Below are 13,216 nucleotides of genomic sequence, written 5' to 3' on the forward strand. Positions count from 1 at the left end.
TGCATGGGGTTGGCATGAATCACATTTATCGAATTATTTGGAATGAAACATTAGGTGCTTGGGTTGCTGTTGCTGAAAATGTAAAAAGAAAAGGTAAACGTAGCTCGAAGGCAGTTTTGAAGAGTGTTATTGCTCTATCAGTATTGGGCGGAGCAAGTGTGCATGCAAGTGTTTCATGTAGTTCAGGGGGAGGAAATACATGTACGCCGTCAGACAACAATTTTCAGCAAACAATTGTACTTTCTAAGGAAACAACTACGGCAGTAGGCGCTATTATTTCAGGTGATAACGGTTCTAACGGTAGAATAGGTGTACTTTTTGTGCCACCTACTGGTGGGGGGAAAGGCGAGACTGTAGGGTCAGTAACTTATAGCGTTTATAAAACAGATTATGATTCAACTAACAATATATTAACAGTCACTTATAAATCTGACGTAGGAAATGCAGCATTTACTCGCATTTTTACACCTATCAATAATTCATCTGATAAAACATATCTTTTTGATGAATCTAAATTGATGGCTGTTGTCAAACAAACAGGTTCTATCATAGATGGTTCATTTGTATCAGATGGAATAACGGCACTACCTGAATCTGACGAAAGTGTAAAAATTTTTGAAAGTGATTCACAAGTTAAAATCACTTCGGAAAAATATGGTTGGACTATTGAAGAGTCTAATGCCGGTGATGCTGCTGGAGGTGGAGTTTCAATTGATACCTCAATTGCTGGAGAAAAAGTGCCATTTAGGGCTATTGTGAATGGACAGAATAACACTATAAAACTTACGACAAGCACAACAAATAGTGAAAAAAAAGCTGCTGTTTATTCTATTAGCCAAGGTGGCGACGGAGGTAGTGGTGGTACTTATTATGCTGGTGGCGATGGTAAAAAAGGTGGTCGTGGTGGTGATGCATCAGATGCTGAAATTCAAGTTAATAATTTAAAAATTAATATCCGATCATCAGAGAATAAAGGCAGCATAGGTATTTTAGCTTTATCACAAGGTGGTAATGGTGGTAAAGGTGGTGGTTCTTATACAGTTGTTGCTGGTGGTGGTACAGGTGGCGGTGGTGGACTAGGGAAAAATGCGAGTGCCAATGTGACTAACACAACAATTACCATCAATGATAATAAATCTTCAGGTATCGCTGCAATGAGCGCCGCAGGTGATGGTGGTAATGGTGGGAGTGCTGGAGGTATTGTTTCAAGTGGTGGTAAGGGTAATACAGCAGGACAAGCTGGTGCCGTTAATGTGTTTACTGATGAAAATACAACGATAACAATTACTGGTAATGAGTCTAACGGGATATTGGCTCAATCGATTGCAGGTGCAGGTGGTAATAGTGGCTCGAGTATCGGTCTTGCTGCACTGGGCGGTAATGGCGGCATGGGGGGTAATGCGAATACTGCAACTGTAAACTCATCAGCAAAAATAACAATGATTGGTAATGAGTCATATGGTATTACGGCTCAATCTATAGGTGGTGGTGGTGGTAATGGCGGAGTAACTGCTGGTGGTATTAGTCTTGGATCTATAGGTGGTGCAGGAGGTGATGGTGATATTGTAGATGTCACCAACAATGGAGAATTAAATATTGTAGGCGAAAGCTCTTACGGTATTTTAGCGCAGTCGATAGGCGGTGGTGGTGGTAATGCAGGTTTAAGTGCCGGCTTAGCGAGTATTGGTGGTAATGGTGGTAGTGGTGGTGTTGCAGGAGATGTCATAGTTAAAAATACATCTACTGCAACTATTAATACACTAGGAAAAAATGCGCACGGCATTGTAGCTCAATCCATTGGTGGTGGTGGTGGTAACGGCGGATTGGTTGTTGGTACAGTGGCAATAGGTGGTAATGGTGGTGAAGGTAATGATGCAGGAAAAGTTACTGTAAAAAATGATGCAGATATCATTACAGGTCAAAAAGATAATAAAGAACAGTCAGATAACGCATCAGCAATTTTAGCCCAGTCCATTGGCGGCGGCGGCGGTAATGGTTCAATGGCGATTGCTGCTGGACTAGGTTTTAGCTTATCCATTGGTGGTAATGGTGCTGGTGGTGGAGAAGGTGGTGCTGTTGAAGTGAACGTTGGTGAGAACTCACCAACTAATTTAACAACTTGGGGTGATAACTCTTCTGCAATCAAAGCTCAATCGATTGGTGGTGGTGGTGGTAATGGTGGTGCATCCGTATCTGGTAGTGTGGGTTCGGTTGCTTCCGCATCGATAGCACTTGGAGGTACAGGTGGTAATGGTGCAGCGTCAGGTAAAGTAGAAGTTACAACATCGGATACAACTGTAATTCATACCTTTGGTGATCGTTCGACAGGTATTACTGCTCAGTCGATTGGTGGTGCTGGTGGTGATGGTGGGCTAGCGATTGCTGCCGCTATATCTTCAGGGGCATCTGTTGGCGTTAGCCTGGGTGGTGACGGTGGTGAAGGTGCAAAATCGGATCAAGTTCATGTAAATAATAATGCAGATATTTATACAAAAGGTTTTGATTCAACAGGTATTTTAGCACAATCGATTGGTGGTAATGGCGGTACAGGTGGGTTGTCTATATCGGCAGCAGTTGGAACACAAGGAGCATCACTTGCCTTAGGAGGCGAAGGTGGTGGTGGTGGTATTAGTAAAGAAGCATTTATACATAATACGGGTACAATTAGAACTGATGGTGCAGGTTCATCCGCTTTAGTTAGCCAGTCCATTGGTGGTAGTGGTGGTAATGGCGGTGGATCGGTTACTGGTGCATTTGGTGGTGGTGCACTTACTTTTTCACTTGGCTCCAACGGTGGTGCGGGTGGACAAGCAGGTATTTCTAAAATTCATTCAATTGGTAATTTGGAAACAGTAGGAGACAATTCCACAGCGGTTGTTGCCCAATCAATAGGCGGAACTGGCGGTAATGGCGGATTTAGTGTTGCTGCAACAGCTTCTGGGCTTGGTGGTGCATCATTAGCCTTAGGTGGAGCTGGAGGTGGCGGTGGCAAAGCCGACACTGTGGAAGTCAGATTATTATCTCAGGAAAATTTAGAAGCTTTACCTAAAGCGATTAATCCAAATAAAACTATTATCTTAACTAAAGGTGATAATTCATCGGGCGTACTTGCACAGTCAATTGGTGGGTCTGGTGGTAACGGTGGCACAGCTATAGCTGCTTCTGCCAATGGTAATATTACAGGTGGTGGTGCTCTCAGCCTTTCATTTGGTGGAAAAGGTGGGAAAGGCGGTCAAGCAGGAAAAGTTGATTTAATTTCAGATCATTATATTCAAACTATAGGACAAAATGCTTCAGCTATAGTTGCTCAATCAATTGGTGGTTCGGGAGGTAATGGAGGAACTTCCGTTGCGGCCTCTGTATCTGGTTCATCGGGTCCTGTGGCAGTAAGCGCTGCAATCGCTATTGGTGGTGAAGCTGGTGATGGAGCTTTTGCTAATACTGTATCTGTTGCTAACTATGGTGATTTGATAACTGTTGGAAATCACTCAAGAGGTATTGTTGCGCAATCTATTGGCGGTAATGGCGGTAATGGCGGATTAGCAATTGGTGCAAGTGTCTCTGGGGGAGCAACGGGCGCTGTTGCATTGTCTTCAGCTGTTGGTGGTGATGGTGGCGATGCTAATGTTGCAGAAGCTGTTACGGTAGATAACACAGGTAATATCACGACAGTTGGTGATTTTTCACATGGTATTTTAGCCCAGTCTATTAATGGTAATGGTGGTGCGGGTGGTCTGTCTGTTGGTGCTTCTGTCGCAGGTTCAGGAGATAAGGCACTTGCAGCAACGGTGACCTTAGGTGGTAAAGGTGGTGATGTAAAAAAACAAACAGACTATAACAACACAGTCACTGTAAATAACTCAAATAATAGTATTTCAACATTTGGAAACTTTTCAGATGGTATTAGTGCACAATCGATTGGTGGTAATGGTGGTGTAGGCGGTCTAACTATTGGTGTTGCTGCTGCCGGAAGTGCCAATATAGCTGGCGGTGTTGCAGTAGGTCTTGGTGGTGAAGGTGGAACAGGTGGTGTTGCTGGGCTGGTGACTGTCAATAACATTAATGCTGCAATCTATACGGCAGGTAAGTCATCACATGGCATTAATGCTCAATCTATTGGCGGTAATGGTGGTAATGGTGGCGTAGCTATTACGGGTAGTCTTGCAATTTCAAAAGAAACTTCAGCAGCATTAAATGCAAGTGTTGGAGGAACAGGTGGTGATGGTAATAATGCCTCTGAAGTTATTGTGATTTCAAAAAATTCTGAGCTTATTCAGGATAGTGCAACATTGGAAGATCATCAAAAAGATCAAACACTTGCATACATTTCATCTATTATGACTAAAGATGATTCTTCAAATGGTATCAACGCACAATCGATTGGTGGTGGTGGTGGTAATGGTGGTTTAGCAGGTAGCTTCTCTATTGCAGGATCATTAGGCAAATCTATCACTGCAGCTGTAGCTATAGGCGGTAATGGTGGCGTAGGTGGTTTAGCAGGTAATGTTGATGTTGATAGTTTTGACAACATTACAACTTTGGGTCATGACTCGAATGCAATCCTTGCGCAATCGATTGGTGGTGGTGGCGGTAATGGAGGTACATCTGTTGCAGGTTCATTATCTGTCGCTGGTGGTGCGGAAGGAGCTGCATATAGCGCAACAGTGAGTCTTGGTGGAAAAGGGGGTGATGTTAAATCAACAGATGATGATGAACTTAATACAGCAGGGTTAATCGATGTTATTTCATCGGGTAACTTAGTGACATTGGGTGATTCTTCTCATGGTGTTTTAGCCCAATCCATTGGTGGTGGTGGTGGTAACGGTGGTATGAGCATTGCAATAAGTGGAACTGCCTCAACAGACTCATCTTTACAAGCTGGGGCCAGTATTGGTGGATTTGGTGGAAAAGGTGGAATAGCCAATAACGTAACAGTTACTCGTGGTTCAGAGGGCGCAATTTATACATTTGGTCATGAATCAACGGGTATAACAGCACAATCTATCGGTGGTGGTGGTGGTAACGGCGGTAGTGCTATTTCACTTTCAGGATCACTTTTAGATACAACATCTATAGCATTTACACTTGGTGGATTTGGTGGTGAAGGAAATACTGGTGGAACTGTAAAAGTAGACAATCAATCAGATATTTTTACAATTGGTAATCAATCTCAAGCCATTAAAGCGCAATCCATTGGTGGTGGCGGTGGTAATGGTGGATCATCCATTGCATTTAGCGGAACAGCTTTCACAAAAGAATCATCAACTAATATTGCGGCAGCAGTGGGTGGTTTCGGCGTTGAAGGTGGAGCATCGAGCTTTGTTGAAGTTGTAAACCAAGCAAATTTATATACAGAAGGAACAGGTGCTCAAGGGATTCTTGCTCAGTCAATTGGTGGTGGTGGTGGTAATGGTGGTACGGGCTTTGCCGGCACATTCAATCCAGGTGGTTTTGCAAAAAATGATGCGAAAGCGACTACATTGGCTGCTTCAGTGGGTGGTTTTGCTGGTAATGGAAATATTTCAGGTGCTGTAGAAGTAAACAGCACGGGTGAAAGCATTTATACCCTAGGCGATTTTTCAAGTGCAATTCAAGCACAATCGATTGGTGGTGGCGGTGGTAATGGTGGTAATGCAACCACAGCAGCTTTATCTATAAAGTGTGTAGATAGTTGTGATATGCCTGATGATAATAAGAAGTCAGATACCAACATTTCTTTAAGCGTTGGTGGATTTGGTGGTAATGGAAATGTTGCAAATACTGTTAGTGTAAAGAATACCTCACACTTAACAACCAAGGGTGATGGTTCAAATGGTATCTACGCACAATCTATTGGCGGCGGCGGCGGCGAAGGTGGTAATGCACTTGTTGATGCTAAAGCAATTAACTTAGATGAAAGAAATACAACGAACCATAAGTTAACTTTGGCAATTGGTGGCTATAAGGGAACAGGCGCACATGCTGATGCTGTAGATATTTCACATAGCGCATCGATATCAACAGAGGGTTTGAATGCTAAAGGTATTTTAGCGCAATCGATTGGCGGTGGCGGTGGTAATGGGGGTAATGCATCAGGTGCTACAGTTGGAATTGGTGGCGGAGCATTACAAGAAGAAATGGCTGCTGGTATTGAAGCAGTTCATCAACTTTTTGGTGATGATAGTTTTGATGCATCAAGTTTAACTGGTGCTGCAGGTAATGCAGGAACAGTGACTATTGAAACAACACGAAGTGTTTTAGCAGAAGATATTTATCGCATCATGACTCAAGGTGATTATTCGGATGCTATTTTCGCGCAATCTATTGGTGGCGGTGGTGGTATTGGTGGTAGTGCTACTGGAAAACTTGCTGTTGGTGGTGGTGCAGGTGCAGGCGGTAATGCAAATAATGTATTAATCAATAACGAAATTGAACTTCGAACTTCAGGAGTCAATTCACGCGGTATTATTGCTCAGTCCATTGGTGGTGGCGGTGGTACTGGTGGTGATGTAACTGCTCAAACAACAGTAGGTATTGGCGGTTCAGGTAATAGTGCTGGTGATGGTGGAGAAGTTGATGTCACCAATGATGCTGTAATTATTACTGAAGGCTATGGTTCAGAAGGTATTCTTGCGCAGTCGATAGGTGGCGGTGGTGGTACCGGTGGTAGTGTCGAACAAGCCACTGTTGCAATTGGTGGTGGAGCACTTGAAAACTTATTAAGTGGCGTGGGTGTGAATGCTTCTACCGCAAATGGTGGTAAAGGTGGAAAAGTTACAGTTGTAAATAAAAAAGATGCAGAAATTTTGACTAAATCTGCGGATTCTGCTGCCATAGTTGCGCAATCTATTTCTGGTGGCGGTGGTAAAGGCGGTAATGCCACAGGCACATTAGCACTGGGTGGATTTGGCTCTCTTGCAGGTGAAAGTGGTGAAGTAACCATCACCAATGAAGCGAATTTATGGACTGAAGGCACAAATTCTGCAGGGATTATTGCTCAATCCATCGGCGGTGGTGGCGGTATTGGAGGTCATTCATCAGGTACATTGACGATGGGTGGCTTTGCCAGTACGGGTGGCGCGTCTGGAGCGGTGACCGTCGAAAATAGTGGTCAAATTCAAACAGTGAATACAGATTCAACTGCAATATTGGCTCAATCCATTGCTGGTGGCGGTGGTTTAGGTGGTGGAGCATCTGCTTCTGTTGCGATAGGTGGTTTTGGTGGTCAAGGTGCAAATAGTAATAAAGTCAGTGTCACCAACACAGGTAACCTATTTACTCAGGCGAAAAATGCATCTGCTATTGTCGCGCAATCCATTTCTGGTGGTGGTGGTAAAGGCGGTTCAAGCGATGGTGGTGTTATCACAGAAAAAGATGGCACTACAACGATTGAAAGTGCTTACGTTGCTGTAGGTGGCAATGGTGCAAATGCTGGAAAAGCAGGTGATGTAGAGGTACATAACTCGGCACAATTGATTCAAACTGAAGATGATCAATCTAACGGTATTGTGGCTCAATCTATCGCAGGTGGCGGTGGTATGGGAGGCGAAGCCAATGGAATTGATATTACGCAAATTATCAATGATGCGAATCAAGAGGTTTTATCGACGTTTGATAAAGGAGCGGCAACTGTTGGTTTAGGTAGTGGGGCAATTTATACCGTTCACAATTTATCGAATAAGTTTGCGAATGAGCTAACTGAAACAGCGAATAATATTATTGGTACATTATCAGCACCACTGGTTAATTATTTTAGTAATTTATCAACAGCAGCAGGTGGTTCTTCAAGTAGAGTGATCGCAACGAATGCAAAAGACAGTGTGATTTACACCAAAGGTCATGGTTCTGAAGCTATAGTTGCGCAATCAATTGCTGGCGGTGGTGGTACAACAGGAAGTGCTAAAGGCATTTTAGTTGCAGGTGCTTATAAAGGTGGAGCAGGCAATGCATCTACTGTCAAAGTCAAGAACGAAGGTGTATTGATTACTGAAGGTGATCATTCAGCGACGATTGTTGCTCAATCCATCTCAGGTGGTGGTGGTTTAACTAGTGGTTTAGATAATATCTCGTCTTATACAGTCCTAGGTGGGCAAGAAGAAACTGGAAATAGTGGTGCTGTTGATGTTGAAAATAGCAACATTTTATATACAGCTGGGACATTGTCTTCAGCGATTATTGCTCAATCGATTTCCGGTGGTGGTGGTATTACCGGCTTAACGCACGAATTAAGTTTTGGTAACACAGGCATGAGTAATGCTAGTGCAACATCTGGCAAGGTAGATTTAAAAAACACTGGTTCTATTACGACTGAAGGGAATGGTGCGATAGCGGTTGTATCACAGTCTATTGGAGGTGGTGGAGGTTATACAGCTGGTGTTGATCAGGGAGAAGCTCCTACTAACGAGAGCAATAAAGGTGCCAAAGGTAATGCGGGCGATGTGAATGTCATTCATGGCCCACATACAACAACATTGGTTGCACAGCAAACTACATCGACAGATATTGATGATGATTCATCTATTGAAGCTACCCCAATAGAACAGTTTGCATCTATTTTTACTACGGGTAATTATGCTCATGGTATTGTCGCGCAATCTATTGCTGGTGGTGGCGGATTCACACATCTTATCGACAGCGAAGGTGATATTTCAGGTTTCTTTGCAGGTACTGTGGGTGGTGAAGGTCAAGCAGGGAATGTCAATATTCAGCACGATGGTCGAATTATTACCACTGGTAAAGATTCAATAGGTATTCTTGCGCAAAGTGCAGGAAGCCAAAATGGACAAATTAACGTTGAAATTGCTAAAGATTCAGTTGTTATAGGTGGTTCAGGTAAAGGGGCCGCATTGGCATTATTTGATGGTGCAAATAACTATGTGCTTAACCAAGGCTATTTAACCGCTAAGGGTGAGTTCGATAGTAAATATTTATTAGCACCTTCTGATCCTAACTATATTGAATCGGATAATTTGGTAGACAACTTGGTGAGTGTAGGTTCATCTGATGCTAATGCAATTATTGGATCAAATGGTAATAACACAATTGTAAATGATGGTGGGTTTATTACTGGAAGCGTCCAATTAACCAATGGATCAAATAAGCTGATTAATCAGAATAATGGTTGGGTGCTTGCAGGTACAACCATGCAATTTGCAAATGAGCTGACACGTATGATGAGAGTAGCACCTCAGATTGGATCAATTGAAAATGATGCAAATTGGTCTATCGGAGGTGTAGATGAAATTAGCTCAACATATATGGTGGGCGATTTCACACAAACTGAAAATGGTAAATTCTTCCTAGATTACAACGTTGATCGTGGTACATCCAATATAAATGCGAGTATGTTCAGTTCTACGAACTCAAATTTAGGTTCGTTTGATACCATGCAAGTCAATGGAACTGCAGATATTGCAGGAGAAGTGAACATCAATGTTATGAATGCAGGTTTGTTAATGCCTGGCGAGTTTGATTTAAATTTCATTACTGCGAATAGCGTGAATTTGTCAGATGATCTACGTTTGGTCTTCCTACCATCTGCGATTAGTCGTTATCAATTGCAAAATAATGGAAATGGTGGTGTTTCATTAGTCTCAAACTACAATTATGTACAGTCTGGTTTAACAGCGAATGGTATTAGTGTTGGTGGTGTAATAAACCGTATTCAATTAGGTCAAAGCATTACACCAAAAGAACCATCAATGAATACTCGTAATGTGGTTCAAACACCTGAAAACAATCACGCATTTGAAAAAATTGCAGAGATTATTTATTACTCAAAAGATATTGAAACGTTACAAGCGAATTATGATGCACTTTCAGGTGAAGGTGCTGCCGCAATACATCAATCTGCTTTCACATTAGCAAAAGACAGTCTGAATGATATTTCTACACAAATGGACTTCTGGCGTTCAAAATCGAATTTGGCAAAATCAAATAGTTCGGTCGCATTAACATGTTCAAGTGAAGATGCTACAGGTTCAAGCCGTGCCGAACTAAATAATTGCCAAGGTGATAATAAATGGCGTTTATGGATTGCTGGTAATGACGGAAATCAGGTTCTTAGTGGTAAATCAAATAAAGGAATTGCCGACGTTAAAGCTGAATCAAATCGTTTAATTGTAGCTCTAGATTATGAGTTAGATCCTAATACTTTAATTGGTGCTGCATTTACCGATGGTAAAGCTCGTTATGATATTAAAGATCGCTCATCGAGTGGAACAGTTGATAATACAGGTGTTACATTCTTCGGTATTAAAGATTTTGATCAGTACTATATTAAAGCGATGCTTGGCTATGATTGGTTAAAAGCGACATCGGCGCGAAATATCTTTATTGAAGGTACGGATCAAGGTTCTACAATTATTGATGATATTTCTAATCGAGTTGAAGCAGACTATAAAGGTCAAATGTTAAATACGCGTATTGAAGCGGGCTATAAATACTTGGTTGATGGTATTAACGTGACACCATTTATTGGAGCACAGTTTGCAATGACGCAATATGATCGTGCTAAGGAAAAAGAAACGACAGGTGCAGAAACCCATGCTGGTCTGAAATACGAACAGAATCGCAATTATTCTGCTCCACTATTTGTTGGTTTCCAGCTCGATAGAAATTATGAATTTGATTATGGCATTTTACAACCATATGCCCGTTTTAGTTTAAACCATGATTTATCGACAGATCGTGAAATTGAATCAAGCTTTGTAGCGGCACCTGGTTATACATTCACTGTAAATGGTGGTGAGCCTCAAAAGACAAGTCTAGATTTAAATTTAGGCTTTAAGATGAATACCAATGCTAATGTTGCGATTTTTGGTCAGTATAACGGTAAATTCTCATCATCTAGCTCGAAGACAGATCATGTGAATTTTGGTCTTGAATATTCATGGTAATTTAAAAATTAAGTTGTAAAAAAACCAGCTTCGGCTGGTTTTTTTACTTTGTTTTTTATACTAATTCGAGAGTGTTTGTATGGAAATATAAAGCTATGTGCGGTTTTAGAAACATTAGCTTAATTGGATTCAATCAATTTTATTGCTTCAGCTTTAAATTCTGCAGTATCAGTCTTCTTTTCCTTGCTCATGGTAAGCTCTTAATGAGTATCTATAGCTTAACAGGTTAAAATCTTCTGTTTTTTTTGCATATGTCATTCTGCATGTGCATTATTCCGTTGCTTAATTAGATCTTTAACGAACGAATGAGTAATAAGGACTTTTTGTTGGACATTTTTATTTCCTATCAGCATATGCTGCATAAGTGATTCGATGCTTTTACATACAAGAAGTATACAAAGTTCTAAAAAATGAAAAATAATTTGGAATGAATTTAGAAATTTTCAAACGAAAGGAAGTGAATTAGAAATAACGATTTAGAATTATTATAAAAATAAGGCTCCGAAAATGCCGCTGCATGTCGTTACCCTGAACCCGATGAGTTCAAGGTGGACAAGGCCATATACTTGCTGGGTTTCCTACACAAGGCAGGCATACACTCTAAATATATAGACCGTATCCGGAGATATAAGTATCGGCAGGGATATAGACTCACTGGCGAACATCTCAGAGTAAATCCATTATAACGAATAAAGCCCGCTGATTAAACTAAACGGGCTTTATTCATGTAAACATACGTTTCAATTGCATAGTCTTTATGCAATAAATCTATTTATTAAGAAAATTCTTTAACATCTTCTAAAATAGTCGAAAGTAAACGTTCGCAATGTTCATATTCTTGAATAGATTTATTCATTGCTAAAACTTCTTGCATGAGTTCCAAAGCAACCATAATGGTGAGTTTACTTGGTTCCATACGTGGAGCTTTACGACGAAAATCATTATATTTTTCATTCAATAAATCAGCAGCACGTTCTAAATCAGCTTGTTGATCACTTGTCGTTGCTAAACGAAAACTATGACCTAAAACTTTAAGATCGATAGGAATTTGCTCGCTCATTTATGCTTCCTCGCTTGCATCGGACGGGTGGGCAAGTTGCTGAATTTCTTGTGCGTGTTGATCTTGCGCTGTACCTAAAATAGAAAGACGTTGAATAATGGCTTCTACTTTCGCTTTTGCATGTTCATTTTTTTGTAATAAACGATCACGTTCATTTTTCAAAGCTTGAATTTCTTGATTTGAATGACGTTGCTCATTTTGCAATTTCTCTTTCACAACACGTAATTCATTACGCTCAGCAAGAATTTCTTGAAAACGATTTTTTAAATCTGTGCAGCTTTTTTCCAAACGGCTATAACGATCTGCAAGCGTTATTGCATCATCATTCAACTGTTTTAATTGCGTTTGAGAAGAGCTTAATTGATCTGTAAGACTTTTTATCTCTTCTTCTTTGCTGTTTATAGTTTCATTTTTTTGCTCAATTTGAGCCTGATGCTGTTGATTCGAAGTTAACTGAGCTTCAGATAAAGTCTGATTTTCAGATTCAAATTCAGCAAGTCGTGTTTTAAGAACACGAACATGCGCTTGTAGACGCTGTAATTCTTCTAACATATCGTAGTCGCACAGTGTTGCAAACAAAGGTAATATATAAGAAGTATAGAGATTGGATAAACGAATGCAAGACGATATTTCAGGTTGGTCAGATTGGGACCTCAATTTTAAGGGTATTGAGGAGATTTCTAGCCCAAGTGAGTTACACGGTTTATTGACAGGAATTGTGTGTATTACACAAGCACCTACACGTGAAGAGTGGATTAAAATTCTTGAAACTTTAGAGGTTCCAGAGCTTAGTCCAGAAGCTTTAGAGTTACTTGAAACAGAAGGTGAAGATGTTTCTCATGCTTTATCTGAAGATGAACTCGACTATTTACCAATGCTACCAGATGATGAACATGCATTATCTGAGCGTGTACAAGCCTTAGCAGATTGGTGTGCGGGTGTTGTACTCGGTTTTGGCTTAGCATCTGGGCATATTCGTGCAGATGAACAAGAACTTATTGAAAACCTTCAAGACGTTGCTGCTGTTGAGTTTGAAGAGTCAGATGACGATGATGAAGGCGAAGAAAGCTATCAAGAATTATATGAATTTGTTCGTTTAATTCCTGTTAGCTTAGCAATGGGGCGTAAGAAAGTTGCAATTGACGACACACCTTTATTGAAACATTTCCCAGCTAAAAATTTACAAGCGAAAGCAACAGATGCGACAAACGTCGTTGAAATGTTCACGCCACATCGGCCAAGTTAATTGAGCATGGTTTAAGGTATTTTGTTGCATGAA

At 41.0% G+C, this 13,216-nt stretch carries 4 protein-coding genes and 1 other RNA gene; 2 read left to right on the forward strand and 3 right to left on the reverse strand.

The window, feature by feature from the left end; translation table 11 throughout:
• The first annotated feature begins 14 nt into the window (after nt 1-14).
• Nucleotides 15-10,877: an ESPR-type extended signal peptide-containing protein gene (locus tag SKM54_RS01490; RefSeq protein WP_321093709.1), complete on the forward strand. Its 10,863-nt coding sequence runs from the start codon at nt 15-17 to the stop codon at nt 10,875-10,877.
• A gap of 494 nt (nt 10,878-11,371) precedes the next feature.
• On the opposite strand, the gene ssrS is transcribed toward SKM54_RS01490, so the two are convergent.
• From ssrS to SKM54_RS01505, 3 genes are all read right to left on the reverse strand, one after another.
• A non-coding RNA gene (ssrS, locus tag SKM54_RS01495) (6S RNA) lies at nt 11,372-11,553 on the reverse strand.
• A gap of 99 nt (nt 11,554-11,652) precedes the next feature.
• A complete protein-coding gene (locus SKM54_RS01500; RefSeq protein ID WP_154772556.1) occupies nt 11,653-11,937 on the reverse strand; it encodes a cell division protein ZapA in 285 nt (94 codons plus the stop codon).
• A complete protein-coding gene (locus tag SKM54_RS01505) occupies nt 11,938-12,489 on the reverse strand; it encodes a hypothetical protein (RefSeq protein ID WP_154772557.1) in 552 nt (183 codons plus the stop codon). It lies immediately after the preceding gene.
• A 64-nt stretch (nt 12,490-12,553) separates the two neighbouring features.
• Here SKM54_RS01505 and SKM54_RS01510 point away from each other — a divergent pair, with 64 nt between their 5' ends.
• Nucleotides 12,554-13,183 carry a UPF0149 family protein gene (locus tag SKM54_RS01510; RefSeq protein WP_321090890.1) on the forward strand — a complete coding sequence of 210 codons (630 nt, stop codon included), beginning with the start codon at nt 12,554-12,556 and terminating at the stop codon, nt 13,181-13,183.
• The last annotated feature ends 33 nt before the right edge of the window (nt 13,184-13,216 follow it).

The organism is Acinetobacter faecalis (assembly GCF_034187745.1).
Lineage (GTDB): Bacteria > Pseudomonadota > Gammaproteobacteria > Pseudomonadales > Moraxellaceae > Acinetobacter > Acinetobacter faecalis.